The sequence below is a fragment of the Listeria monocytogenes genome, from assembly GCF_013282665.1.
Classification (GTDB): Bacteria; Bacillota; Bacilli; order Lactobacillales; family Listeriaceae; genus Listeria; species Listeria monocytogenes_C.
Genome location: NZ_CP054041.1, coordinates 2761344 through 2787956, shown reverse-complemented (window position 1 = coordinate 2787956; position 26613 = coordinate 2761344). Strand labels below are relative to the sequence as shown.

General features: G+C 38.0%; 21 protein-coding genes. 16 read left to right on the top strand and 5 right to left on the bottom strand.

Annotated features, from left to right (window positions below):
• Positions 1–63: 63 nt before the first annotated feature.
• The 6 genes from HRK21_RS13970 to HRK21_RS13945 all read left to right on the top strand — a co-directional run bounded on the left by HRK21_RS13970 (position 64) and on the right by HRK21_RS13945 (position 6416).
• A complete protein-coding gene (locus tag HRK21_RS13970) occupies positions 64–558 on the top strand; it encodes a matrixin family metalloprotease (RefSeq protein ID WP_003739103.1) in 495 nt (164 codons plus the stop codon).
• A gap of 15 nt (positions 559–573) precedes the next feature.
• On the top strand, positions 574–1194 hold the full coding sequence (locus tag HRK21_RS13965; protein ID WP_003739102.1) for a hypothetical protein: 621 nt from the start codon (positions 574–576) through the stop codon (positions 1192–1194).
• Between the two features lie 406 nt (positions 1195–1600).
• Positions 1601–3370, top strand: coding sequence for an ABC transporter ATP-binding protein (locus tag HRK21_RS13960; RefSeq protein WP_069888694.1), 1770 nt, complete (start codon positions 1601–1603; stop codon positions 3368–3370).
• Entirely contained in the window at positions 3354–5159 is a 1806-nt protein-coding gene (locus HRK21_RS13955) for an ABC transporter ATP-binding protein (RefSeq protein ID WP_003739100.1), read from the top strand. Before HRK21_RS13960 ends, HRK21_RS13955 begins: the two co-directional genes overlap by 17 nt.
• An 80-nt stretch (positions 5160–5239) precedes the next feature.
• The gene (locus tag HRK21_RS13950) at positions 5240–5728 is read left to right on the top strand and encodes a CcdC family protein (protein ID WP_070006745.1); all 489 of its coding nucleotides are present in this window, start codon (positions 5240–5242) and stop codon (positions 5726–5728) included.
• A gap of 172 nt (positions 5729–5900) precedes the next feature.
• Positions 5901–6416: a hypothetical protein gene (locus tag HRK21_RS13945; protein ID WP_003739098.1), complete on the top strand. Its 516-nt coding sequence runs from the start codon at positions 5901–5903 to the stop codon at positions 6414–6416.
• 41 nt (positions 6417–6457) lie between these two features.
• Here HRK21_RS13945 and HRK21_RS13940 read toward each other — a convergent pair whose 3' ends face one another.
• Complete coding sequence (locus HRK21_RS13940) at positions 6458–7066, bottom strand: lysophospholipid acyltransferase family protein (RefSeq protein ID WP_003727338.1); 609 nt, start codon at positions 7064–7066, stop codon at positions 6458–6460.
• A 115-nt stretch (positions 7067–7181) separates the two neighbouring features.
• Here HRK21_RS13940 and HRK21_RS13935 point away from each other — a divergent pair, with 115 nt between their 5' ends.
• The 10 genes from HRK21_RS13935 (at position 7182) to HRK21_RS13890 (ending at position 21225) form a co-directional block, all read left to right on the top strand.
• The gene (locus HRK21_RS13935) at positions 7182–8306 is read left to right on the top strand and encodes an exonuclease SbcCD subunit D (RefSeq protein ID WP_070006744.1); all 1125 of its coding nucleotides are present in this window, start codon (positions 7182–7184) and stop codon (positions 8304–8306) included.
• Positions 8303–11374: an SbcC/MukB-like Walker B domain-containing protein gene (locus tag HRK21_RS13930; RefSeq protein ID WP_070006743.1), complete on the top strand. Its 3072-nt coding sequence runs from the start codon at positions 8303–8305 to the stop codon at positions 11372–11374. The genes HRK21_RS13935 and HRK21_RS13930 overlap by 4 nt, the downstream gene beginning before the upstream one ends.
• 83 nt (positions 11375–11457) lie before the next feature.
• Positions 11458–14676: a DEAD/DEAH box helicase gene (locus HRK21_RS13925; RefSeq protein WP_070006742.1), complete on the top strand. Its 3219-nt coding sequence runs from the start codon at positions 11458–11460 to the stop codon at positions 14674–14676.
• Positions 14676–15098, top strand: a complete 423-nt coding sequence (locus tag HRK21_RS13920) for a general stress protein (RefSeq protein WP_003739094.1) — start codon at positions 14676–14678, stop codon at positions 15096–15098. Before HRK21_RS13925 ends, HRK21_RS13920 begins: the two co-directional genes overlap by 1 nt.
• Positions 15099–15121: 23 nt before the next feature.
• Entirely contained in the window at positions 15122–15925 is an 804-nt protein-coding gene (locus tag HRK21_RS13915) for an STAS domain-containing protein (protein ID WP_003739093.1), read from the top strand.
• 155 nt (positions 15926–16080) lie between these two features.
• Positions 16081–18783: an aconitate hydratase AcnA gene (gene acnA, locus HRK21_RS13910; RefSeq protein ID WP_070006741.1), complete on the top strand. Its 2703-nt coding sequence runs from the start codon at positions 16081–16083 to the stop codon at positions 18781–18783.
• Between the two features lie 75 nt (positions 18784–18858).
• Complete coding sequence (locus HRK21_RS13905) at positions 18859–19344, top strand: hypothetical protein (RefSeq protein ID WP_223276778.1); 486 nt, start codon at positions 18859–18861, stop codon at positions 19342–19344.
• An 82-nt stretch (positions 19345–19426) separates the two neighbouring features.
• On the top strand, positions 19427–19660 hold the full coding sequence (locus HRK21_RS13900; protein WP_003739090.1) for a hypothetical protein: 234 nt from the start codon (positions 19427–19429) through the stop codon (positions 19658–19660).
• 12 nt (positions 19661–19672) lie between these two features.
• Positions 19673–20254 carry a DNA-3-methyladenine glycosylase I gene (locus HRK21_RS13895; RefSeq protein ID WP_070006739.1) on the top strand — a complete coding sequence of 194 codons (582 nt, stop codon included), beginning with the start codon at positions 19673–19675 and terminating at the stop codon, positions 20252–20254.
• Entirely contained in the window at positions 20251–21225 is a 975-nt protein-coding gene (locus HRK21_RS13890) for a S66 family peptidase (protein WP_070006738.1), read from the top strand. The genes HRK21_RS13895 and HRK21_RS13890 overlap by 4 nt, the downstream gene beginning before the upstream one ends.
• 36 nt (positions 21226–21261) lie before the next feature.
• Here the strand turns inward: HRK21_RS13890 and HRK21_RS13885 are convergent, their stop codons facing one another.
• The 4 genes from HRK21_RS13885 to lap all read right to left on the bottom strand — a co-directional run bounded on the left by HRK21_RS13885 (position 21262) and on the right by lap (position 26480).
• A complete protein-coding gene (locus tag HRK21_RS13885) occupies positions 21262–22329 on the bottom strand; it encodes an ABC transporter permease (RefSeq protein WP_069888705.1) in 1068 nt (355 codons plus the stop codon).
• A complete protein-coding gene (locus HRK21_RS13880) occupies positions 22326–23246 on the bottom strand; it encodes an ABC transporter ATP-binding protein (protein WP_003739086.1) in 921 nt (306 codons plus the stop codon). Before HRK21_RS13880 ends, HRK21_RS13885 begins: the two co-directional genes overlap by 4 nt.
• An 82-nt stretch (positions 23247–23328) precedes the next feature.
• Positions 23329–23757 (bottom strand): VOC family protein, encoded by a 429-nt coding sequence (locus HRK21_RS13875; RefSeq protein ID WP_069888706.1) that lies wholly within the window; start codon positions 23755–23757, stop codon positions 23329–23331.
• A 122-nt stretch (positions 23758–23879) separates the two neighbouring features.
• Positions 23880–26480, bottom strand: coding sequence for an adhesion-mediating acetaldehyde/alcohol dehydrogenase LAP (gene lap / locus HRK21_RS13870; protein ID WP_003739084.1), 2601 nt, complete (start codon positions 26478–26480; stop codon positions 23880–23882).
• Between the last annotated feature and the right edge of the window lie 133 nt (positions 26481–26613).

The following is a 26613-nucleotide window of genomic DNA, read 5'->3' as shown; positions in this document are numbered from 1 at the left end:
TTTATTTTGATATGTTTACGGTTTCACTTATTAATTATTACTTACAAAGAGGGGCGACACAGAGTGAAGAAAATAGTATCTTTATTAGTAGCATTTGTATGTTTATGGAGTATTTTACTTCCAGGACAAGAAGCGAGTGCGGTAGCAAAAATCAATAGTTGGGACTTAGTAGATTCTAGCAAACATCTAGATTACTCAGGGAATTCAAAGTATATGTCGTTTGTTCGATCCGGGGCTAATACATGGAACGCATACAAAAAAGGCGTTATTAGACCAGCATCGGCAACGAATAAATCAGATGTATATTGTAGTGATATTTCCGTCAATAATAACATCAATGCGACGACTTATAGTAACGGAAAAATTACGTTTAATAAGAAGAATATGGATAAAAAGAATAACGCAGGAAAACAAAATGTTGCTACCCATGAGCTGGGACATTGTTTGCGACTAGGACATAATGCTTCAACTGACGTAATGTATCAGTATAGCACGTCTAAAACAACTTTATCTACAAATGATAAACAATCCTATGATGCAGCATATAAAAAATATTAAAAAGGGGTACTCACATTGAAAAAAACAACTATGGGAATCATCGCTTCAGCAATTAGTGTTTTAACTATTGGCTGTTTTTTAACAGTAAATACTTATGCCGAAAAAGCGGAGCCAAAGAAGAAAGAAGTACCAACCTATGCCATTTTTTCTGATTATACATTGGATGTAGATAATCCAAACGAAGTGGTCGGGGATGCAGATTATGTGTTTGTGGGGAAGGTAACAGAAGAAACTGGAACAACCTATAAAAATAAAACGCCAATCGAACAAGAAGATGGTTCAATGGAGTATATTGGTGAAGCTTATACAAATTACAAAGTAGAAGTCATTTCGAATTTAAAAAATGAACTAACACTAAATAAGGAAATTGCTCTTGAAAAACAAGGTGGTATTCGTGAAGATGGTTCTGCCTATGATGTATTTGAAGATGATCAGCTACCAAAAGTAGGTCAAATTTATATTTTTACTGCTTATACGCAAGACGACGGATCACTCCTTGTAGCAGGTGGAAACTCTACTATTTCTTTTGATGAAAAAACAAAAAACATTGATACAGAAAAAGAAGTGAGCAAAACAAAAGAGTTTGAATTATATGAAGAGGCTGTTGAAAATCAAGTTACTCCCAACGAAAATTAATTAAGTTAATTATATAAAGCATAGCGATTCTGGTATGAATCGTTATGCTTTTTTATGTAGTCGAATGATTTCGAGAAAAAGTTTAATAAAATTAATTTTTAAACAATTTGCAATTATTTGTTGCGCTTTCAAAAAAAATCGGTTAAACTAATAACGTTGCATAATAAAACAAAGGAGGAATGGACGATGAATAATTATATGAAGACTTCAAACAAGGCATTATTACGCTTAAAAATAGAATTTATTTCACCGGACCATTTCAAGGACAAGGGAGCTCTCCTTTAATTTGGTTTTATTTTATACAAAGTGGTGACAAATAAATATATTTTTTCGGGTAATAATGGGCAGAAATAGGTCCATTATTTTTATTTGTCTAATTTTAAGGAAAAAAGGGAGGGAAGGTTGCTTGAAAATTTATAAGGCTTTAGGTTGGTTTTTTAAAGAAAATTGGAAATCATATGCGTTTGGAGTAACCATTTTGTTTACAATTGCGCTTTTACAGTTAGTTCCACCGCAAATTATTGGCTATACGGTTGATGCAGTGACGAACGATTCATTAACAAAAGACAAATTGATTAAATGGATGATTATTCTAGTTGTTGCAGCGATTCTTGCATACGGCGGTCGCTATGTTTGGCGGATGTTGATTTTCGGTTCTGATAATAAGTTACAACGCACTTTACGTTTACGTTTATTTGAACATTTTACAAAGATGTCGCCGTTTTTCTTTCAACGCTATCGAACAGGAGATTTAATGGCCCATGCGACGAACGATATTACAGCGATTCAACAAGTTGCTGGAATTGGGGTTTTAACTCTGTCAGATTCTGTTTTAACAGGAGGAACGGTAATTGCAACGATGGCAATTACCATTGATTGGCGTCTAACCTTAATTGCGTTACTTCCAATGCCGTTTATGGTGCTCGGAAGTTCGATTTTAGGTAAAAAGTTACACGATCGTTTCCACGGGGCACAAGCCGCTTTTTCGATGTTGAATGATAAAACGCAAGAGAGTATTTCGGGAATAAAAGTTACGCGGACGTTTGGACAAGAAAAAGAGGATATTCAAGATTTTGCGGAACAGACGAAAGAAGTCGTTCAAAAAAATATTTCTGTCGCTAAAGTGGATGCGATGTTTGATCCGATGATTTCCATTATTGTGGGGATTTCATTTGTTCTTTCCTTAGGATTTGGCGCAAAATTCGTTGTAGACGGAGAACTGACTATAGGACAGGTGATTGCTTTTTCAAACTATTTATTCTTATTGATTTGGCCAATGTTAGCTTTTGGATTCTTGTACAACATTATTCAGCGAGGTAATGCTTCGTATGACCGGGTACAACATTTACTTGCTGAAAAAGAAGATGTACTAGACCATGAAGGTGCAATCGATACGGTTCCAGTGGGTAACTTACAAGTAGAAATGAACCAATTTACGTATCCAGATGAAAGTGAACCTGTCTTGTCGGATATTCATTTTGAATTAAAAGCTGGGGAAACGCTAGGTATTGTTGGTCGAACTGGCTCTGGAAAAACTTCCTTATTAAAACTGTTAATGCGTGAATATGATACGTACGAAGGTAAAATTGCGTTTGCTAATGTGAAAATTCAAGACTATACGGTTCGAGCATTGCGAGAAGCGATTGGTTATGTGCCGCAAGATCAATTTTTATTCTCGACAACGGTGCGGGATAATATACGCTTTGGCAAACCAGATGCGCCCCAAGAAGAAGTGACAAAGATTGCAAAACTTGTGTCTGTAGATGAAGATATTCTTGGTTTTGAAAATGGATATGATACGATTGTCGGCGAGCGTGGGGTTTCACTATCTGGTGGTCAGAAGCAGCGTCTTGCCATCGCACGTGCGCTAATTATGAATCCTGAATTGCTTATTTTAGATGATGCACTTTCGGCGGTAGATGCAAAAACAGAAGAACAAATTCTAGCTAATTTGAAAGAGAATCGTTCGGATAAAACGACAATCATTAGCGCGCACAGACTTAGCTCTGTCGAACATGCGAATCTAATTATCGTGATTGATAAAGGGCAAATTGTGGAACGGGGAACGCATAAGGAGCTAATGGCTTTAGATGGCTGGTATGCAGAAATGTTCCATGAGCAACAACTGGAAGAAGCGTTAGAAGAAGGGGGTGCAGCAGATGGAAGCGATGAATGAACAAGATGAAATGTTAGTGATGTCCGGTAAAGAACATCGCGAGGTTTTAAAAAGAATGCTTCGTTATACCAAATATCATATTCCGAGTTTGATTTGGACCGGTGTGCTCGTTCTTCTTGTAACGCTTGCGGATGTCTTTGCACCAATCTTGATTAAAATATTTTTGGATGATTACCTAACACCGATGAATTTGGAAATGCAAGCCTTACTAATTCTTGGTGCGGGATATTTGGGACTTACAATTGGGAAATCTGTTGTTTGGTATTTCCAACTATTGTTCTTCCAAAAAATCGCGCTGGAAATTGTCCAACAAATGCGGATTGATATTTTTACAAAACTTCATTCGCTAGGCATGCGTTATTTTGATAAAACGCCTGCAGGGAGCATTGTGTCGCGTGTGACAAATGATACCGAAGCGGTGAAAGATATGTTTATTAATGTGCTTTCCACAGCGATTCAAAGTTTGTTTATGCTTGTAGGTATTTATGCAGCGATGTTTGCACTCAATGTTCAATTAGCGCTATATAGTTTGCTGTTATTCCCACTTATCGTCTTTATTATTTTTGTTTACCGGAAATACAGTTCACAGTTTTACCGGGCGAGGCGAGAAAAATTAAGTCAATTAAATGCAAAAATTGCTGAGTCGATTTCAGGTATGTCGATTGTTCAACAATTTAATCAAGAGCGCCGTTTAGTAAAAGAATTTGAGAAAATCAATAAAGATTACTATGATGTTGGAATGAAAAACATCAAATTTAATGCGCTATTACTTGGACCGGCGATTGATTTGATTTACGCGTTAGCTGTAGTGATTATCCTTAGTTTCTTTGGTGCAGAGTCATTAATAGGACCGGTAGCGATTGGGACGATTTATGCTTTTATTAGTTACTTTGATCGTTTTTTAGAAGCGATTTATAATGTAATGGAGCGGCTAGCAATGTACCAAGAAGCGATTACAGCGGCTTCCAGGGTATTTCGCATTATGGATGAAACGGAAGAAGTACCAGCCCAATTAAATGATCCAGAGGCGAAAATCACACGGGCCAAAATTGAGTTTAAAGATGTTTCGTTTGCTTATGAAGGTGGGCGTGACGTGCTGAAAAATATTAGTTTTACGGCTGAACCAGGACAAACCGTAGCGCTTGTTGGTCATACAGGAAGTGGGAAAAGTTCGATTATCAATTTAATGATGCGCTTTTATGAATTTGAACGAGGCGATATTTTGATTGATGGTAAGTCGATTAAGTCTCACGAAATTACGGAACTGCGTAAGAAAACTGGACTAGTATTGCAAGATAGTTTTATGTTTTATGGGGATATTAATACAAATATTCGCCTCTACGATAAAAGCATTACAGATGAACAAATTGTGGATGCTGCGAAATTTGTTCAAGCGGACGGCTTTATTCAAACATTGTCTGATCAATACAAGCATAAAGTGATTGAGCGAGGTGCTTCGTTTTCAAGTGGGCAAAGACAGCTGATTTCCTTTGCCAGAACGGTTGTGACGAATCCACAAATTCTCGTTTTAGACGAAGCGACAGCAAATATTGATACAGAAACAGAAAGCTTAATTCAAACTGGGTTAAAACGAATGAGAGAAGGACGTACGACGATTGCGATTGCGCATCGACTTTCGACAATTAAGGATGCCGATTTAATTTTAGTTTTATCTAAAGGAAGAATTATTGAACGTGGTACACATGATACATTAATTGCAGAAGAAGGAGTGTACCATTCCATGTATCAATTACAAAATAGCGGAATGGATTTAGACGAAGCGCTTTAAGCAGAGAAGTTTATTTCAAATGGTAAAAGGAATATAATGAGGAGCGAAGTGTTACAGCAGATTAGTAGGGGGAATTAAAAGTGTCATTAATCATTTCAATTATCATTACACTTGTTTTTGGGGCTGGAATTATCATGATAAGAATGAAAGCATCAAAGCGTCCAGCAAGTGTGAAAGGGATTATCATACCGCCAATTATGATGTCAACAGGCGCGCTCATGTTTGTTATTCCTTTTTTCCGTGTTTCGTGGGTAGATATTTTAGAAGCTATAGCAATGGGGCTAGTGTTTTCTGTTATTTTAATTTGGACAACGAAATTTGAAGTTCGTCACAAGTACGTATTTATTAAACGCACAAAAGCTTTTCCAGTTATTTTGATGGGACTGTTACTCATTCGAATATTTATTAAGTACTGGATTAGTGGTAATTTAGAAGTGGGAGAGTTGTCTGGGATGTTCTGGATAATGGCGTTTGCGATGATTGTACCGTGGCGAATTGTGATGTATTTCCAATATAAAAATACCGAAAAAGAACTTAGTAAAGTAGAAGTAAGCGGAGAGTATGAATAATAGTGAAAGCATTTTCCAAAACAGCTTGAATTATTCAGTGCGAATAGCTTATAATGAATAATGTTACATCGTGAGTAATGTACTTGCCGGATGGGTGAAGCATATCCGAGACTGACGCGGCCAGTTACAAAAGGGCTTCCGAATTTGGCTTGAAAAAAAGGAGGACATCATCTTGAAGAAATGGTTATTAGTAGTTTTAACTTTAGCACTAGGATTGTCGCTTGCGGCTTGTTCCGGTTCTAACAGTTCTGACAAAAAAGAAGACACAAAAAAAGAAACAACAAGTGATAAAGACAAAGTATTAAATTATTACATGGATTTAGTAAACGTTGTTAATGAAAACAATGGCGATTACAACGCTTATGTAGGAGCAGTTGGCGCAGATCCTAAACCATCTGAAGCGGACCTTGCAGCTCTTGCAAAACCAGCAAGTGAATCAGCACTTAAAGTATCTGAAGCACTTGCTAGTGAAAAAACACCAGACCTTGGCAAATATACAGATGATTTCAAAGCAGCTGTGAAACAATTAAGTGACGCTTACAAATTAGAAGCAGACGCACTTAAAGCTAGCGGTCGTGATACAACAAAAGCAGACGAAGCAATGGCAAAAGCGGACGAAGCAATTGCTGGCGTATTAAAAGATGCTGGACTTAATCCTTCAAGCATCACAACTGATACAGCTTCCTGATAATAAAAAAGACAGTTTCCAAATGGAAGCTGTCTTTTTTATTATTTATTTTTTGTTTGATTAATTTCATTTTGAAGTTGTTCAAAAGTCGCCATTAATTCTTGAGATTTAACTTCTAGTAGCTCTTTTTGGTCAAGTTCGGTATCATTGAATAATACCGGGTCGCCAAAACGAATAATGATTTTTTTGCGTTTTAAAATTTCTCCAAATGTTTTTGGTCCATCATAAACGGCAGGTAGCATTGGAACTTTTGCTTTGTGAGCGATAGTTACTGCGCCACGTTTTAAATGAAGGTTGGTCGTTTTTCTAGTTCCACTCGGGAAAATCCCAACTACTTTACCGGATTTTAGCATCCGGATCGGGGCTTTAATGGCGCTTGGTCCAGGGTTATCGCGATTGACTGGAAAGGCATTCAGGTGTGTCATGAGCCAGTTCAGGAATTTACCTTTGAATAGCTCTTGTTTCGCCATATAATGCACTGGTGTTGGTGATAGGGCAAAACCGAGGTATAAGATTTCAATCCATGACGTATGCGTGGACACAACAACATAAGGTGCTTCAATAATTTTGTCTTTGTTTTGTACTTGAAATCGTCCACCAATAATAATTAAAATAAAATGAACGAGATTTTTTGCGAAATGATAAAACAACTTCTTCACTCCCAGTATTGCTAGTTATTTTTTTAAACTATATCTAGTATACTTAAAATTGACAAGTTTTGCATTAAAAATAAATAATCTCCGAGAAAAAGAAAAGAGGAAACCAATGAAATTTTTACATACAGCTGATTTACATTTAGGAAAAATAGTATCTGGTGTATCGATGTTAGCGGAGCAAGAATATATTTTGGCACAAATAACGAAGATTGCCGAGGAGGAACAAGTCGACGCGCTTATTTTAGCGGGAGATTTATATGACCGAGCTGTGCCGCCTGCCGATGCGGTGAAAGTGCTAAATGATATTTTAGTGAAATGGAATGTAGAATTAGGTATTCCGATATTTGCCATTAGCGGGAATCATGATAGTGCGGAGCGGCTTGCTTTTGGAAGTCAGTGGTATGAAAGTAGCAAGCTATATATGAAAGGAAAATGTACGTCGCAGTTTGAAGCGATTTCTTTTATGGATGCCGAAGTATGGCTTGTACCATATCACGAACCGGCGATTATTCGGGAAGCTTTTGCAGATAATTCAATTCGTAGTTTTGAAGATGCTATGCAAGCCGTGACGAAACAAATCCGGTCCAAATGGGATACAAGCAAGGCGCAGATTTTGGTTGGACACGCGTTCGTTTCAGGGGGGATTCCGAGTGATTCCGAACGACAACTAGCAATTGGAAATGTGGACCGTGTGTCTACAAATTGTTTTGATGGTTTTACGTATACCGCGCTTGGGCACTTGCACCATCCGCATGCGATTCGGCACCCATCTATCTTTTATAGTGGATCGCCTTTAAAGTATTCATTTTCAGAAGCAAATGATCATAAAAGTGTGAGGATTGTGGAGCTGAAAGGGAAAGAACTGGTTAGCGTGACAGAGCGCTTTCTAAGACCAAAACATGATATGCGCATTATTTCTGGAACGCTAGCGGAACTGACGGAAAATTTGGTGGAAAAACCTGATGACTTTTTTCAAGTGAATTTAATGGATGAAGGGGCTTTAATTGATCCGATGGGAAAATTACGCCAATTTTATCCGAATATTTTACATTTAGAACGTAAAAAACAAACATTAAAAGAAACGCAAGACAATTTTGAAGAAATCATGAAAAAAGATGATTTAGAGCTATTTGGTCAATTTTTTGAACATGTTAATGGGACAGAATTAACGGCAACACAGAAGCAAAAGTTAGCGGATGTTTTTGAACAAGCAAGGAAGGAGGATGCGGAATGAGACCGATTAAATTAACGATGCAAGCTTTTGGGGCTTATGCTAAGAAAGAAGTTATCGATTTTGAAAAATTGGGAACGGAGCAGATTTTTGTGATTTCTGGTAAAACAGGAGCAGGGAAATCGACTATTTTTGATGCGATTAGTTTTGCGATTTTTGGAAAAGCGAATACATTTGACCGAGAAAGTTTTTCGATGCGAAGTCATTTTGCGACGGATAAAGAGATAACAGAAGTAACGCTCGCTTTTAGATTGAAGGACAAAATTTACCAAATCAGCCGCATCCCTCAGCAGGAAATTGCCAAACAACGAGGAAACGGAACAACTACTTCACCGCAAAAAGCAGAATTATATGAGTTGATTGGTGACGAAATGAAGTTACTTGCAAGTTCCGTGCGCGATGTTAATACAAAAATGGAAGAGTTAATTCAGCTTAATGTGGATCAGTTTAGACAAATTTTGATGATTCCTCAAGGTGAATTTAGAGAACTGCTCGTATCGGATAGTAAAGAAAAAGAAGTCATATTGCAAAGATTAGCGCATACGGTTTACTATGAAAAAGTGGAAAATTTATTATGGGAAAAGCAGAAACAAGCCGAAATCTTGGTTGTCGAAGCGCGTAAAAAAATGGCAGAACTTGCTGAACTTAGTTTACCGGATGTGGAAGTTTCTGGAAAGACAACGAGTGAAATCAGTGTGTTGCAAAACGAGGCCATTCAAAAAGAACAAGTAATTTTAACGGAATTAGAAAATAAATTAAGTATTATTCGGAAACAAACAAGTGAAGCTGTCGAAAAAGTGACGCTTGCGAAAGAACAACTGCTTGATTGGCAAAATTTGGATAAGTATACAGAAGAAGTTGTGACACTAGAAGCGGAGAAAGATTTTTATCAAACAATGGAAATTCGCATGAATGCTGCGAAAAGAGCAAGCAACCTTCAATCCCAAGATGCACTTTGTATTCGTTTAAAAGAACAATTAGAAGTCGCTGAACAAACAGAAAAACAAGTAGTAGTCGAGGCGGAACAAGTAAAAATACAATTTTTACATGCGAAAAAACAAAAAGAAGCACTCGCTGAAAAAGAATCAGAATTTGAAATAAACAAACGGACACTTTTTCAATTAGAAGAAATGGAACCGAAAATCATGGAATTAGAAACTGTCTCGATCAAAAAAAGACGCACCGAATTAGACTGGAAAGAAACAACGAGCCTTTTAGAAAAAATAATCAACAAGGAACAAAATATAGCCACAGAACTGCAATTAGCTGAAAGTCGATTAGCAGAAATAAACAAAGCAGAGCTCACGTATTTAGAAGTTATTAATAAACGGACAACATTAGAAGCCACGATAGAAAAAGAACAAGAATTAGTTAATAAACGGATGAAAATGGAAGCGTGGGACGCAGCAAAACAAACAGAAGCGCAAACATTAGCGCAACTTTTAATAGAAAAAGCGGAAATGGAAAGAACGATTAAACAAGAAGAAACAAAACTAGAAAAAGAACAAGCAGCAACAATCGCAGCGCATCTGCATGAGGGAGATGCTTGTCCTGTCTGTGGGTCGGAGTCACATCCAAAACGCGCAAAATTCGGAGAAACGGCTAACCTTGAAACACTCGAAATAGCAAAAGCAAAGCTACAAGAAAAACAATTAGCGATTACTACGACGGAAAAAGCTATCAGTCAACTCGAATGGCAACTTAGTGAATGGGCAGATAAGAACGAGCAAAGTTTAGCAGAAATACAACAAACATTAGCTGAAAATATTCAACTAGCTACCAATCTGAGAGAGCAAATAACCAAGTTGCAATCCGAAGTAGCGCAAAAAGAAACTGTTCAGTCGACAGTAGAATCATTGAAAAACGAACAAAATGAAATGACCACCGAAAAAAACAAGCTGGCTCTCGAAGTAGAAAAGTTACATCAACATGTGCAACTAATGGAAGGGAAACTAACGTATTTGGAACAATCCATTCCAGACGAGTTGCGAGATAAGGCTGTTTTCGATAGCAAAATGAGAGAACTAAGCGCAAATATCGAAACACATATCAAGCAAGCCGAACAGGTAGACGCGTTGTTTAGACAGGCAGAAAAAGAAACAACTAGATTAGAATCTACGTTACACTCAGCGCAAAAAACAACGGTAGACGCGAAAGAAGCCTTACAAGTACAGCGCGAAATTTTCAAAGATGCTATGAAACAAAATGATTTTTTATCCTATGATGCTTATAAACAAGCTCTGTTATCAGTAGAAGAATTAAAAAATCTAGAAGACAAACTGGCCGAATACGAGCGGAAACGCCATTTAGCGATATCACGTCAAGCTGATTTAAAAGAAAAACTCCAAAATAAACAAAAACCAAATATGGAACAACTAGAATTCATCATGAAAGAAAAGCAATTTGAACTTAGTCAGTCAGAAGAAAATACAATGAAACAACGCGAATTCGTTGCAAAAAGAAAAGAACTTGTGGAAAACTACCAAAACAGTATTCAGGCAGTGGAACAAGCCGAAGAAAATTATGCGGATATTGGTTTACTAGCTGATGCAGCTCGTGGCAAAAATGCCCGAAGATTAACCTTTGAACGATACATTTTAGCAATGTTTTTAGACACGATTATCCACCGTGCTAACCACCGTTTATCCAAAATGACAAGCGGTCGTTTTGAACTCCAGCGGAAAATGGAAAAAGCAAAAGGAAATGTCCAAAGTGGCTTAGAACTGGAAGTTTTTGATGAATATACAGGATTAACACGACATGTAAAAACACTTTCGGGAGGAGAAAGCTTCAAAACCTCTTTAGCACTTGCTTTATCACTCGCAGAAGTTGTTCAAGAAATGGCTGGCGGGATTTCGCTTGAAACCATGTTTATTGATGAAGGATTTGGTACGCTTGATCCTGAATCGCTGGAAGCCGCAGTGGAATGTTTATTGGAAACACAAGAAAATGGGCGCTTAGTTGGAATTATTTCCCATGTACCAGAACTAAAAGAACGAATTTCCGCAAGGCTAGAGGTAACTGCAACAAATCACGGAAGTACAACTAAATTTATTACCGCTAGTAGCTAAAAGACCGCATGCGTTGCCGTCCCTCGTCTTTTCCTATATAATAGTAGTTTAGAGTAACGGACGGTTTTGGGAGGAAGAAAGTAATGGAGCACTTTACAGCAATTCAAAATAAAATGATTCCATATAGTGTGAAGCAGGCTGGAAAGAAACTGATGGAAGACGGAGAAATTATTCAGTTTCGCGAAAAAGATGCATCAGAGCATTTTTCAACATATTTTATTGATCAAAATGTCGTAGAAGATGCAGGCAATGAAAATTATGCGTGTAGTTGCGCCGATTTTCAGTTGAACGCCATTTGTAAACACATCTACGCAACTCATTTAAAAATGGAAAAAGAAAAGCAAAAAGCAGCCAAACAAGATTTTAAAAATCGAATTCTCACGCAAGAATCAAATACACTTCTTTCCCTTTTTCAACAAAATATGGCGCAACAACTCGAAGTAGAAGAGGATAATACGAATAAAACGCCACTTCAAACGCAGTACATCATCCGTTTAAAACCCGATGATTCTAGTTATATCATGACTATTGAAGTCAAAGTTGGGACAGAACGGACCTATGTTGTAAAAAATATGAATACGTTTTTAGCCGCAATTCGTGACAGACAGTGGCTTGTTTTCACTAAGAATTTTGCTTACGATCCAAATGAGCATTTCTTTCTCGAGGAAGACAAACAAATTCTGGATAAACTACTGCAAATCAGTGAAATTGCCAAAATGTATGATACAGATTCTTTTTATTGGTCCAAATCTTACGCAGAAGAGAAAAACCTAACAATACCACCAAGTATGGCGAGTGACTTGTTAGAATTACTCACGAAACGCGATACGACGTGTATTATTATGAAAGAACGCGTAGAAGATATTAAATATCGCGGTATCAATGTGCGCCATGATAACCTTGATTTCATTTTCGAACTCAAAAAAAGTGCAGACGATAAATACCAACTAGAAATGGAAGATTTACAACAAGCAATCTTTTTTGAAGCCTACCAACTTTTGTTCTTTGATGGTACCTTTTTTATCCCAGCAAAAGAAGTGTGGGAATCTTTAAAACCATTGATGGAATTTCATAAAGTAACAAAAAATGAAGTGGTGCAATTTTCAGAGTCGCAATTAAGTGAAGTCATTTCCTACGTATTACCAGCGTTACAGAAAAGCGGGAAGTTAAAACTGGATGACTCGATTGAAGATCGCATTACGCAACAGCCACTTGATTGTAAATTATTTATTGCACTTGAATACGGAGAGCATACATTACGCCTTGAATATCATTACGGCAATCAACTTTTTGATCCTTTTGCAACATCGGAAGAAGAAAACGAAAAAATCATGATACGCGATGTCGAAAAAGAGGCTCGTGTGATGAATATTATCGAAAGCGCCCCTGTTCATTTTTCAGGGACAAAAATGGTCGTCAATAAACAAGAGAAAGATTTATATCAATTTTACTATCGCACCATTCCAAAACTAGCGGAGTACGCAGAGATTTATATGGAAGACGGCCTCGAAGAAATGGTAGAAGAGAATGTGCGCCCAGTAACGACACTGGACGTATCTGGTGATAACGATTATCTTTCTGTTTCGTTTGATTTCAAAGGTATTCCGGAAGAAGAAGTACAAAATGTCCTAGAATCCTTGCGTGAAAAACGCAGCTATCACCGTTTGAAAAGTGGTCGTTTCTTATCGCTTGAATCAGAAAACTACAAACAAATGGAAGATGTACTCCAAATGTTAGAAGTGCGTAAAAAAGATGTCCAAGCAAACATGCAAGTACCGCTATACCGTGGAATGCAAATTTATGACATTTTAGGAGCGGGAACGCAAGATGAACATCATAAATTCAGTCGTTCTTTCCGCGAATTGCTTACAGATATTACGACGCAATCCGAAGACAGTTTTGCTTTACCAAAAGGATTAAAAGCAGAGTTGCGCGATTATCAACTAACTGGTTTCGAATGGATGAAATCACTTGCAAAATATAATCTTGGTGGTATTTTAGCAGATGATATGGGGCTTGGTAAAACGGTGCAAACGATTAGTTTTCTAGCATCGGAGTTAGAAGAGAATCCGAACTTAAAACCAGTTTTAATTATTACGCCAGCATCACTACTTTATAACTGGCAAAGCGAATTAGAAAAATTTGCGCCAGCTATTCCAGTGACTGTTTTACATGGAACGAAACAATCCAGAATGGCTGAAATGGAAGAAATGAAGCATGGCCATGTTTACTTGATTTCGTATCCATCGCTACGCCAAGATATTGTCCATTTTGCAGATGTTGCTTTTTCGAGTGTTATTATTGATGAATCACAAGCTATCAAGAATTATCATACAAAGGCATCTCAAGCAGTGCGTGCGCTCAAACGCAACCATGTATTTGCCCTCAGTGGGACGCCGCTCGAAAACAGCATCGATGAATTATGGACGATTTTCCAAACGTTAATGCCAGGATTTTTCCCATCGTTACGTAAATTCAAAGAAATTCCATATGATAATATTGCTAAAATGATTCGTCCATTCTTACTACGCAGACTAAAACAAGATGTCGTCAAAGAACTACCTGACAAAATCGAAACCAACCTGTATTCTGAATTAACTGATGAACAAAAAACAATTTACTTAGCCTATTTAGAAAAAATTCAAGCAGATTTAGAAGCGAGTAATGGAAATGCTGGAGAAGAACGAATCAAATTGTTGGCAGGATTAACCCGTTTACGCCAAATTTGTTGTGATCCAAGTCTTTTTGTGGAAAATTATCAAGGTGAATCTGGTAAATTACTACAGTTGTTTGATACAATACAGACAGCAAGAGAAAACGGTAAACGTATTCTCCTTTTCTCCCAGTTCACAGGTATGCTTGGAATTATTCGCCAAAAATTAGAAGAAGAGGGGCAGTCCTTATTTTACATGGATGGTAAAACTCCATCGAAAACAAGGCTTGATATGGTCAATGCTTTTAATGAAGGAGAGAACGATATTTTCTTAATTTCCTTGAAAGCTGGCGGAACTGGACTCAATCTTGTTGGCGCGGATACCGTCATTTTATACGACTTATGGTGGAATCCAGCTGTAGAAGAACAAGCCACTGGTCGTGCTCACCGAATCGGCCAAAAACGCGTCGTCCAAGTGTTCCGAATGATTACAAAAGGCACGATAGAAGAACGAATTTTTGATTTGCAAAAGAAAAAACAAGCGCTAGTGGACGAACTAATCCAACCGGGCGAACAAATGCTAGGAAAATTAAGTACAGAAGAAATCAAACAAATTTTACAATTGGATAATGGAAGGGATGACAAATAATGAAAAAGTGGGAAGTATTCGCAGTTCAAAATGTTGGTGCAGCAGAGGAAATCATCAGCAAATTAGTAAGTGAGGGCTATGAAAAAGAAGATATTTCTGTTCTAGCCAAATCCAAACACAACAAGAACTTAGAAACTTTAGCAGAAAAAGAAAATATCGAAATCGAACGTCCAGTTAACGAAGAGGCTTTCGGTATTATTTCTGGAATCCTACAATCTCTAAGTGGAGCGATTGTTATTCCACAAGCGTACAATCCTAAATATGGCGCTTTATATGCTGCCGGTCCCTTCGCTAAATGGTTCTCAAAAACAGACGATAAATCGGTAAAAAGATTATTAGAAGACTTTGATTTAACAGCGGAACAAGTAGATAAAATGATTGAAAATTTACATGCAGATAACATCTTAATTTTTGCAAGATAATATCGGTGAAAAAGGAGAAGTTTATGCAAATTAAGGAATTTTTGATTAGTCGTCGTTCAGAGTTAGTGAATATGTTTTATGAAAACTATTATAGTGGAACAGATGAATTTAAATTAAGACTTAGCGGCGGGGAAGAGGAAGCCTCTATTCGCTCACTGAGCACCGCATCATGTGGCATGATTATTGATGTAATAACTGGTGTGAAGGAACGCGATTTTGAAAGTATTGGTAAAAGACGTTTCAATGATAAGACCGATATTAGAAAAATTCATCAACATATGAGCGAAGTCGAAAAATATATCATCACTAGTTTAGTCAAATGGAAAGAAACGGAAAAAGTTTTTTATTCAGATGCCGACATTATCCAATTTATGCTTGCTATAAAAGATACACTTTCGTCGATTCAACAACAGTTATTAGAAGGATTTATGCAAGAAAATAGAAAGCAAGTCGCAGCGCAGCGAAAAGAAATAATTCAGTTATCTACACGAATTATTCCTATCACTGATTCTATCGGCGTCTTACCAATTGTTGGTAGTTTGGATGACGATAGAGGCTATTTCATGAAAGAAAAAGCTATAGAATCTGCGGATAAGTTAAATTTAGATACGATTGTCATTGATTTTTCCAGTGCGGTATTAAAAGATGATTTTGCAACCAAACATATGGAAGATATGATTCAATCCTTTAAATTAATTGGCTTAGTACCAATACTTTCTGGTATGCGTCCGAGTTTCGCTCAACGCACAATCCAAGTAGGTTCTAACATTTCAAAACTCGAATCATTTGGCTCGCTAGAACAAGCATTAACCAATTTAGGTTTATAAAATACAGATGAATGGCACTCCGTTGTCATTCATTTTTCTGTTATAAGAAAAAGTTATCAAAATATAGAGGATTCTCTTTGTTTACTTATCGCTTGTTTTTAAGTACAATAGATGAGAGAGACCAATCGTTTCAAGAATTGAAGGAGGAAACGTGGATGACTAATTGGAAAGAAAAAGCAAAAGCATCATTTCAACTGAACGACAAAACGTATCATTATTACAAACTTAAAACCTTAGAAGAGGACAAGCTTACAAACATTGAGAAATTACCTTATTCTGTACGTGTTTTACTGGAATCGGTACTAAGACAAGCAGATGGGCGGGTAATTAAGGATTCTCACGTAGAAGATTTAGCCCATTGGTCGAAAGATGGCAACGAAGGGGAAGTACCATTCAAACCAGCTCGTGTTATTTTGCAAGATTTCACAGGTGTTCCGGCAGTAGTTGATTTAGCTTCTTTACGTAAAGCCATGGCGGACCTTGGCGGCGATCCTGAAAAAATCAATCCGGAAATCCCGGTCGATTTAGTCGTCGATCACTCGGTGCAAGTAGACAGCTATGCGAATCCAGAAGCACTGAAAATCAATATGGAACTCGAATTCAAGCGCAACATGGAACGTTACCAGTTTTTAAATTGGGCGCAAAAAGCATTTGATAACTATCGCGCAGTACCACCTGCAACAGGTATCGTTCACCAAGTTAACTTAGAGTATTTAGCAAACGTCGTTATTGCGAATGAAGTAGCAGACGGCGAATTTGTAGCGTTTCCAGATTCCCTTGTCGGAACAGATAGCCATACAACGATGATTAACGGGATTGGTGTATTAGGTTGGGGCGTGGGCGGTATTGAAGCAGAGGCCGGCATGCTTGGTCAACCATCGTACTTCCCAATTCCAGAAGTTATTGGTGTGAAATTGCTAGGTGCTCTACCAAACGGCGCAACTGCAACCGATTTCGCTTTAAAAGTTACCCAAGTCTTGCGGGAACAAAAAGTAGTAGGTAAATTTGTGGAATTTTATGGTCCGGGTGTTGCGACACTGCCACTTGCTGACCGTGCAACCGTTGCGAATATGGCGCCAGAATACGGCGCAACTTGTGGCTTTTTCCCAGTTGATAAAGAAGCTCTTAATTATTTAAAACTAACTGGCCGTGACAAAGAACAAATCGAGCTAGTAGAAGCTTATTTAGAAGCAAATGATTTATTCTTCACACCAGAAAAAGTAGAACCAAACTACACGCAAATTGTGGAAATCGATCTTTCTGCGATTGAGCCAAACTTGGCTGGACCAAAACGTCCGCAAGATTTGATTCCACTTTCAAAAATGAAAGAAACATTCCGCGAATCGATTACCGCCAAAGCAGGCAACCAAGGTTTCGGACTTGATAAATCAGCTTTAGATAAAGAAGTAACTGTTACATTCGGTAATGGTGATCAATCTATCATGAAGACTGGTTCCGTTGCGATTGCGGCTATTACAAGTTGTACGAATACTTCTAACCCATATGTGATGTTAAGCGCTGGTTTGGTTGCTAAAAAAGCAGTTGAAAAAGGCTTAGAAGTACCAAAATTCGTAAAAACTTCCTTGGCGCCAGGCTCCAAAGTTGTAACGGGCTACTTGGAAAAAGCGGGCTTACTTCCATATTTAGAAAAACTAGGGTTTGACCTTGTTGGTTATGGTTGTACGACATGTATTGGAAACTCTGGTCCATTGAAAGAAGAAATTGAAGAAGCAATACAAGATAGTGATTTGCTTGTTTCTGCGGTATTAAGTGGTAACCGTAACTTTGAAGGGCGTATTCATGCACTTGTAAAAGCAAACTTCCTAGCTTCACCACCACTAGTCGTTGCCTATGCGCTTGCTGGGACAACAAATGTCGACATGCTAACAGAACCAATTGGACGCGGTAATAATGGCGAAGAAGTCTTCTTAGACGATATTTGGCCAAGTTCAGAAGAAGTGAAGGCATTAGTAGAAGAAACGGTAACACCAGAACTTTTCCGTGAACAATATGCCCATGTATTTGATGAAAACGAAGCTTGGAATGCGATTGAGACAACAGAAGATGCCCTATACAAATGGGATGAAAACTCGACGTATATTGCGAACTCACCATTCTTTGATAATTTAGCAAAAGAAGCTGGCAAAGTAGAGAGCTTATCTGGTCTCCGCGTTATTGGTAAATTTGGTGATTCTGTTACAACCGACCATATTTCGCCAGCCGGAGCAATCGGCAAAGATACCCCAGCTGGAAAATTCCTGCAAGAACAAGGCGTGGCAATTCGTGATTTCAACTCCTACGGTTCTCGTCGTGGTCATCATGATGTAATGATGCGCGGGACATTTGCGAATATTCGTATTAAAAATCAAATCGCACCAGGTACAGAAGGTGGCTATACGACTTATTGGCCAACTGGCGAAGTGATGTCCATTTATGACGCATCTAGAAAATATATCGAAAATAACACTGGTTTAGTCATTCTTGCTGGCGACGATTATGGAATGGGATCCTCACGTGACTGGGCTGCCAAAGGAACGAATTTACTAGGAATTAAAACAGTTATCGCGAAAAGCTATGAACGGATTCATCGTTCTAACCTTGTTATGATGGGTGTTTTACCACTTCAGTTCCAACCAGGTGAAGATGCAGAAACGCTTGGCTTAACAGGCTCAGAAAGCTTGCAAGTTGAAATCGGCGAAGAAGTAGCGCCAAGAGACCTGGTAAAAGTAACCGCTGTTCGTGAAGACGGTTCAAGCTTTACTTTTGATGTCCTTGCACGTTTTGACTCTGAAGTGGAAATTGACTATTACCGTCATGGTGGGATTTTACCAATGGTTCTTCGTGGCAAATTGAAATAACATGAAAAATGTAACAGGGGCTAATCTAGTCCCTGTTCTTTTGTATTCAAAACAGCATAATCTATTATAAGTATCGTGTCTATTGTAGCTCGTAATCCAGTATGCTATATTGAGTATGTAAAGGCGTATCTCAATAATACAAAGGAGATGATTCTTATTTCACAGGTACATGATAATATTATTAAGTCTTATCAAGTTGATTTTGAAAATGAGCAATTACGACTTAGAACCGAATACTCATATGGTGATAAAGTTAGCGAAAACACAGATATCATTTTCGAAAGCTATTTAGCACACTTATTCGAAAATGAACAAAAAGATAGTATTATTTTTGATATTGAAGAAGGTACTCCAGCTTTTTTCTATGAACAAAACCAAGAATTTATTGAAAAAAATAGAAATTATGGCTGGCCAATTAATTATCATACAACCGATACAAAAAACGAATTGGTTAAATATATCCATAAAAATGGCTATAAAGCATTTGAAATTAGTTCCTCCTATGGCTTATGTGGTTGGGTGTTGGCAAAGGATATGCAGGTTTCAATAGCAAAAGTTTAGCTCTTTTTTTTGCGACTTTTTTATTGTTGCTTGCAAAAACAGAACATATGTTTTATTATTGGTTAATAGGAGGCTTGAGCGAATGAGGTATCAGAAAATCAGTTTTATAGCGACTGGAATAATTGCAGCAGTAATAGGGTATCTTGTTTTCACGAGTAACTATCAACCCGACGTTCCGAACTGGCTACTCTTTTTATTTTTAGCATTAAGCATTGCTGTGGCAGTTAGTCAGTGGAAAGAGAAACGACTAATTTGGAGTTGCGTCGGACTATTTGTGGCTGTTTTAATCAGTGTGCATTACATTTTAACTATATAGGAGGAACTTGCTTTGTCTGAAGAATTACGTTGCCCTTGGTCAATTAATGACCCGTTTGAACTAGAATATCATGATACAGAATGGTGTGTCCCGAGTAAAGACGACACATATTTATTTGAAATGCTCAATTTAGAGGGAGCACAAGCTGGACTCTCATGGAGATTAATTTTACATAAAAGAAAAGCCTATCAAGAAGCTTTTTTTCACTTTGATATTGATAAATGTGCACGCCTGACGGACGATGAGCTGGCGACGATTGTCGAGGAAGCGGCTATTGTGAAGAATCGTCTTAAAGTGAAAGCAGTTCGTACAAATGCCTTAGCTACGCAAAAAGTCCAAGCTGAATTCGGCTCATTTGCAAACTATATTTGGGGTTTTACGAATAATGAGCGTATTATTAATGAATGGCAGAGCATGGGGCAAGTGCCAGCTAGCACAGAACTATCAGAAAAAATTAGTAAAGATTTAAAGAAACGTGGTTTTAAGTTTGTTGGCCCTGTGATTATTTATTCTTATTTACAAGCAATTGGCATTCTTGACGATCATTTGGTTTCATGTCCATTCCATACGTTAAATAAGGAGGCGGCGAAATGATTCCAGCAAAATTAAAACAAGGCGATGAAATTCGGATTATTTCACCAAGTCGTTCTATCGGTATTATGGCTGACAATCAAGTAGAAATTGCCGTTAAGTGCCTAACTGATATGGGTTTTAAAGTCACTTTTGGCGAACATGTGGCAGAAATGGATTGCATGATGAGTTCAAGCATTCGTTCGCGGGTTGCTGATATCCATGAAGCCTTTAATGATTCGAGTGTCAAAGCGATTTTGACGGTTATTGGCGGTTTTAATAGCAATCAATTGTTGCCATATTTGGATTATGATTTAATTTCGGAAAATCCTAAAATTTTATGTGGTTTTTCGGATATCACGGCATTAGCAACGGCTATCTACACACAAACAGAACTCATTACTTATTCTGGTGCGCATTTTTCCAGTTTTTCCATGGAAAAAGGTCTGGAGTATGTAATGGAATCATTTAGTGATTGTTTATTACAAAAAGAACCATTTGCGTTAAAAGAAAGTGCTACATGGAGTGATGACGAATGGTATTTGGACCAAGAAAATCGCAATTTCATCCCGAATGAAGGACTAGTTGTTATGCAACCTGGAGTGGCAGAAGGAATCATCATTGGCGGGAACTTATGCACGCTTAATTTACTCCAAGGAACCGAATACATGCCTAATTTGGCGGGGACAATTTTATTTATTGAAGATGATTTTATGACTATTCCAGAAACATTCGATCGCGATTTGGAATCGCTGCTTAGTCAACCTGGTGCAGATGATATTCAAGGGCTGGTAATCGGTCGTTTCCAACAGAAGACAGCGATGACAGTGGAGAAATTAGCATATATTATTGCAACAAAAACAGCATTACAAAAAATCCCAGTTATATCTGGTGCAGATTTTGGGCATACACAGCCACTTGCGACATTCCCAATTGGCGGAACTGCAAGAATTGATACAAATCAGACCGATAAAATTCAAATTATTAGGCATTAAAAAAAGGCTGTCCAATGCGGACAGCCTTTTTAATATTTAACTTAAAGCGACATCTCGTTTTTTGAATAAGAAGAAAGTGAAGAAAAGGATAATCGCTGTATAAACACCTAGACCGGCGATTATTTGCCAATCTGCTAGGCCACCAGCGATTTTAGAACCGCCAACTGTGTCATTTAGGCTAAGTAAGTTGAAGATAATCCATTTCATCCAATCGTATTTTTCGATAGCGAGAGGTAGTAATTGGCGAATAATTCCACCGGAGAATAGTACACCAACGCCAACACCAACTGCAAGTGCTTGTGAACGAACGACAGAGGAGAAGAAGAAAGCAATAGTTGCATATACGATCATCAGTAAGAAGTTCGTACCAAGTAGCATCCACGCATGTTCGAAAGCAGTCATTGCACCCGTTGAAGGGGAGAGCGGCATGAAAATAGATTGTTTTGGTAGAATAAATGAAAAGATAAAGCTAGCTACAATTAATGTGATAGAGCTAATAACGCTGTAAACGATACACATTACGTATTTGGAGAATAGTATCTGACTTCTAGAGTAAGGACGTGTCAGTAAGAGTTTAATTGTACCACCGGAAAACTCTGTTGCAACGATGATACTTGCTACGACAACAACGAGCATTGTCGCAACTGCTCCTGAGCTACCTAATGAAGCAAAGAAATCTGCGCTTGAAATACCTGCTGAATTACTAGCGGGTTTTTCATCTGCATCGACATAAGCTTGGTAAAAATCAATTTGTTTTTGAATGGTTTCTTTGGCTTCTTTTGTTGGAGCCGCTTGTTCTTGTGTTTTTAAGTAAGCAACAGAATCAGTTAAAGATAATGTTTCAGATTTATACGTAGGATTACCGTCTTTATCTGCGGAGTTCCAATATTCTTCTTCGCTAACCGGGGCACCTTTATCATCGTAATAAGCAGTAATTCCAGCATTGCTTGCATCGCCGCCTTCAACACCACTAGTATCTATTTTACTAACAAAAAACATTAGAAGAGCAAGAGCTAAAACTGCGACAAATAAGACGATTTGCATAATCCAACTTGATTTTCTGGAAAATAATTTGGTAAATTCATTTTTTACTAATGCTATCATACTTCTGCACCTCCACCTTTAGTTAATTCGAGGAATCGTTCTTCAAGGGAGGCTTGAAGTGGAACCATTTCTAATAAATCAATATTTGCTTGAATAAGCGCACGAGCAATTAAATGCACATCTTCATGAGCCACTTCGACCTTGAATAAATCCTCTTTTTGAGCAACAAGCTTGACTGGGAGTGTAGTGAGAACGGTGGTAGTTGCTTCGGGATCGCTGACTTTTAGTTTATAAGCAGCGACATGATTTTCAATAAGGTCGCTCATTTTTTCGATGTGCGTTAAAACACCTTTGTTAATAATAGCGAATCGATCTGTGATTTGTTGAATCTCGCTAAGCAAATGGCTGGAAATTAAAACAGAAGTACCGTTAGTTGCTAAATCACGAATCAGCGTTCTGAATTCGGCCATACCTTGTGGATCAAGTCCGTTTGTTGGTTCATCTAGGATAAGTAAAGCAGGGCTATGAATTAGGGCTTGTGCGACACCTAAACGTTGACGCATACCGAGAGAATATGTTTTTACTTTCTGGTCAATAGCGCCAGTAAGCTTTACTAATTCAACGATTTCACGAATGTGCTCATCAGTAATATTTTTTTGACTCATGCGTGCGAATTGCTTTAAGTTCGCCCATCCAGACATATACATGTAAAATTCTGGATTTTCAATAATAGCACCTACTTCTGAAATCGCTGCTTTATACTCTGTGTCGACATTTTTACCATTAATAAAAACAGTACCTTCTGAACGACGAATTAAGCCAACGATTGAGCGGATAATAGTTGTTTTACCTGCGCCATTTGGACCAAGTAAACCAAATACTTCTCCTTTATGTATGTCAAAGCTGATATCGTGGACAATATTTTTTTGCCCGATTTTTTTCGTGACATGTTCTAATTTTAAAACTGTCTCAGTCATGAACTCACTCCTTTTTTTCTCTCACTATTTTAGTGTACTATTTTTTAGTACTAAATACATTCGGCTAGAGAAGGGGTAAAAATCATACTTTAGTAGTAGACTCGTTTTCTAAGTTGAGATGCCAGTCGATGCTGTAATGGTCGATTACTTTCGCGTATTTTGCGCCCCAAAATGTATTTTGGATTGGAACTTCGACGGTGCCGGTTTTGGATAACAGGACAAAAGCATGAACAAAATCTGCTTCCGAACTAAAATTCACCGCAAGTGCTAGGCGATTACCCGCGTCTGTTTCGCCTTCAAGTGTGTCGGAGAAATAAAATAAATCTTTCTCTTCTCTCGTAAGTCTTGCATGGAGGATTCGTTCTCCTTGTTTTTTATCACCTGAGAATCCTTCCAGCTCGTGAAAGTAACGCATTTGCGTAATTTCTGCTTGAAACACTTTTTTATAAAAATCTAGTGCTTCTGTGGCCTCCCCGTCAAAAGTAAAGTAGGGAACCGTTGCTTGTATCATTGAATCAACTCCATTCTTGCTTCATTATACTAATTTTAGTACTAAAGCGAAAGCGCAAGCCCTGGGATGGACTTGCGCTTTCTTCTAACTTTATATATTAATGGTGGACAAGTTAGCTAGTTTCAAACACCTTTGTAAGCTTCTAGATAGATTTCTTTTAATTCACTTACAAGTGGTTGTTTAGGGTTGGCAGTAGTACATTGGTCCATGAATGCGCGATCTGCAAGTGTATCTACAACCGCATCCAAATCTTTTTTAGCAACATTTTGTCCTTTAAGACTCATGTCGATACCAACATCTTTACCAAGTTTGATGATTTCATCTACAAGTGATTTAACGCCTTCTTCTGTAGTTGCAGCAGGGAAGCCGATAATACGAGAGATACGAGCATAATCTTCATCAGCACGGAAGCTTTCATATCTTGGGAATAACGCATGTTTTCTAGGTTTAAGTGCGTTATAACGAATAACATGTGGCATAAGGATGGCATTCGCACGACCGTGAGGAATGTGGAATTCAGGTCCAATTTTGTGTGCCAAGCTGTGGTTAATTCCTAGGAACGCATTTGCAAACGCCATACCAGCTAGGGCAGAAGCATTATGCATTTTTTCGCGCGCATCTGGATCACCAGTAAGAACAGATTCACGTAAGTTTTCAAATACAAGTTCGATTGCGCGGATAGATAATCCACGAGTATAATCGCTTGCCATGACAGATACATAAGATTCAATTGCGTGAGTTAGAACGTCCATACCAGTATCAGCAGTAATGTGTGCTGGAACAGTAGTTACATATTGTGCATCGACAATCGCAACGTCTGGAGTTAGTTCATAGTCAGCAAGAGGGTATTTAATATTGTTTTCTTTGTCTGTAATAACCGCAAATGGAGTTACTTCAGAACCTGTACCACTTGTTGTTGGAATTGCAACGAATTTCGCTTTTCCACCAAGTTTAGGATATTTGAAAGTACGTTTACGGATATCTAAGAATTTTTGTTTCAAGCCGAAGAATGAAGCTTCTGGGTGTTCATAGAATAACCACATACCTTTGGCAGCATCCATTGCGGAACCACCACCAAGAGCGATAATTGTGTCTGGTTTGAAGTCTTTCATTAGTTCTGCACCTTTGTAAACTGTTACGTCAGATGGATCTGGTTCAACGTCAGCAAATACTTGGTAAGCTACATCGTTGCCACGTTTTTTCAAATGTTCGATTACGACATCTACGTATTTGAATTGAACCATTCCTGGGTCAGTTACGATAAATACGCGTTCAACGCCTTCCATTTTTTGAAGGTATTGAGTGGAATATTTTTCAAAGAAAATTTTTGGTGGAAGTTTGAACCATTGCATATTATTTCTCCGATCCGCGATACGTTTAACGTTCAGCAAGTTAGTCGCACTTACATTTTGTGATACAGAGTTTTTACCATAAGATCCACAACCAAGTGTTAGGGAAGGGATGAAGCCGTTATAAATGTCACCAATACCACCTTGAGCGCTTGGTGCATTTACGATGATACGGCAAGCTTTCATACGGATACCAAATGCTTTTTGAACTTCTTTATCTGTAGAGTGAATAACTGCAGAGTGTCCAAGTCCGCCATATACTAACATTTCTTCACAACGATCGAACGCTTCTGCTTGGTTAGCTGCTTCGATGAATGCAAGAACTGGGCTCAATTTTTCGTGCGATAGTGGGTATTTGTCGCCAACACCTTTAATTTCAGCTACAAGAATTTTTGTATCTTCAGGAACTTTGAAACCAGCTTGATTTGCGATCCATGCAGGGGATTTACCAACTACATCTGGATTAAGTGTTCCTTTTTCAGGGTTGATTACATAGCTTTCTAATTTTTTGAATTCAGCGCCTTTAACGAAGTAGCATTTGTTTGCTTCCATTTCTGCTTTTACTTCTTTAGCGACTTCTTTGTCTACGATAACGGCTTGTTCAGAAGCACAAATCATACCTTGGTCAAAAGATTTAGAAAGAATGATATCATTGACAGAACGTTTAATTTTAGCTGTTTTGTCAATGTAAGCTGGTACGTTACCTGGTCCAACACCTAGTGCCGGTTTACCAGTAGAGTATGCTGATTTAACCATTCCAGCACCACCAGTTGCAAGTACAAGTGCTACTTTATCGTGGTTCATTAATTGTTTTGTTGCTTCTAGGGAAGGTTTTTCTACCCATTGAATACAATGTTCTGGTGCTCCAGCTGCAACTGCTGCTTCATAAACAACTTTAGCTGCTTCAGATGAACAGCGTTGTGCACTTGGATGGAAAGCGAAGATGATTGGGTTACGTGTTTTGATTGCGATAATTGCTTTGAAAAGAGTAGTAGATGTTGGGTTAGTTACAGGTGTAACGCCGGCAACAACACCAACAGGTTCAGCAATTTCAATCACACCAGTTTGTACGTCTTCGTTAATTACGCCGACTGTTTTGTTGTTTTTAATGTTGTTCCAAATATATTCTGTCGCGAAGATGTTTTTAATACATTTATCTTCGTATAATCCACGTCCAGTTTCTTCTACTGCTAATTTTGCAAGGGGCATATGTTGGTCAAGTCCGGCAAGTGCCATTGCGTGAACGATATTGTCTACTTGTTCTTGGTTGTAACTTTCAAATGCTTTCAATGCTTTTTGTCCATTGTCTGCTAATCTGTCAATCACTTTTTGAACTTCTAATACTTCTTGGGCCGCATTTTCTTTAATTGCCATTTTCCAGAACCTCCTAATATTTGTTCGGGACTTAAAATGTCCATAGTAGACTTTTAACGTCCCTGATAATCCAAAAAAATTTAGCTTGTTGCTTTGCCGTATTCTTTTGTTTTATTTGATTACACCGTTAGTA

What these genes read in the sequence shown, in the direction of transcription:
- HRK21_RS13955 (WP_003739100.1), top strand. Translation starts at nt 3,354, where the DNA reads ATGGAAGCGATGAATGAACAAGATGAAATGTTAGTGATGTCCGGTAAA.
- HRK21_RS13935 (WP_070006744.1), top strand. Translation starts at nt 7,182, where the DNA reads ATGAAATTTTTACATACAGCTGATTTACATTTAGGAAAAATAGTATCT.
- HRK21_RS13930 (WP_070006743.1), top strand. Translation starts at nt 8,303, where the DNA reads ATGAGACCGATTAAATTAACGATGCAAGCTTTTGGGGCTTATGCTAAG.
- HRK21_RS13925 (WP_070006742.1), top strand. Translation starts at nt 11,458, where the DNA reads ATGGAGCACTTTACAGCAATTCAAAATAAAATGATTCCATATAGTGTG.
- HRK21_RS13920 (WP_003739094.1), top strand. Translation starts at nt 14,676, where the DNA reads ATGAAAAAGTGGGAAGTATTCGCAGTTCAAAATGTTGGTGCAGCAGAG.
- HRK21_RS13915 (WP_003739093.1), top strand. Translation starts at nt 15,122, where the DNA reads ATGCAAATTAAGGAATTTTTGATTAGTCGTCGTTCAGAGTTAGTGAAT.
- acnA (WP_070006741.1), top strand. Translation starts at nt 16,081, where the DNA reads ATGACTAATTGGAAAGAAAAAGCAAAAGCATCATTTCAACTGAACGAC.
- HRK21_RS13900 (WP_003739090.1), top strand. Translation starts at nt 19,427, where the DNA reads ATGAGGTATCAGAAAATCAGTTTTATAGCGACTGGAATAATTGCAGCA.
- HRK21_RS13890 (WP_070006738.1), top strand. Translation starts at nt 20,251, where the DNA reads ATGATTCCAGCAAAATTAAAACAAGGCGATGAAATTCGGATTATTTCA.
- HRK21_RS13885 (WP_069888705.1), bottom strand. Translation starts at nt 22,329, where the DNA reads ATGATAGCATTAGTAAAAAATGAATTTACCAAATTATTTTCCAGAAAA.
- HRK21_RS13880 (WP_003739086.1), bottom strand. Translation starts at nt 23,246, where the DNA reads ATGACTGAGACAGTTTTAAAATTAGAACATGTCACGAAAAAAATCGGG.
- HRK21_RS13875 (WP_069888706.1), bottom strand. Translation starts at nt 23,757, where the DNA reads ATGATACAAGCAACGGTTCCCTACTTTACTTTTGACGGGGAGGCCACA.
- lap (WP_003739084.1), bottom strand. Translation starts at nt 26,480, where the DNA reads ATGGCAATTAAAGAAAATGCGGCCCAAGAAGTATTAGAAGTTCAAAAA.